At 42.8% G+C, this 600-nt stretch carries 1 pseudogene; it reads left to right on the top strand.

Annotated elements, in window-relative coordinates:
• A pseudogene (locus tag SB725_RS30085) lies at window positions 1-600 on the top strand (hypothetical protein); the annotation flags it as partial.

Genomic DNA, 600 nt, shown 5'->3' with positions numbered 1-600 from the left:
ATGACAATCTTGCAGATCAACTTAATAAAGAGTGCTATTGCCGTACTTTAGATCGTAAAGTACTTAATACTAGCCTTCAAAATCAATTGTCAGACACTAGAGACAACCCAATAGGAGCTAATGAGCTTAATAAAATTTTTTCAGCAACACCGGTGTTTGTCCCCAAAACAGAGATAGAGACAATGGTGCGAATTGTCGCAGCTATTGAGTCGGCTGCTAGACTTCCATCTTACCAACAGCAAGTATTGTCATGGGCACCCAAAATTGCTGCTTTCGATCCAGGGCCAATAGGAGCCTTTATGGGTTATGACTTTCACTTAGGTAGCGATAGCCCTCAACTTATTGAGATCAATACTAACGCTGGAGGCGCATTTTTAAACGTAGCACTTGCCCGCGCACAAAAACAATGCTGCCACCCTTCCGAGCAAAGTGCTGATACTACTAAAATGCTTGATGGCTTTGAAGAAGCCGTCACTAACATGTTCATACAAGAGTGGCAGCGACAATCGGCTACTGCCATGCCTAATCGCATAGCTATTATCGATAATGATCCCAAAAGTCAGTTCATGTATTTAGAGTTTCAGCTGGCTTGCCGACTAC

It is taken from the genome of Pseudomonas sp. SIMBA_041 (assembly GCF_046535095.1).
GTDB classification, from domain to species: domain Bacteria; phylum Pseudomonadota; class Gammaproteobacteria; order Pseudomonadales; family Pseudomonadaceae; genus Aquipseudomonas; species Aquipseudomonas mucoides.
The sequence above is the reverse complement of the archived record's forward strand: the minus strand, read 5'-3'. Positions and strand labels throughout refer to the sequence as shown.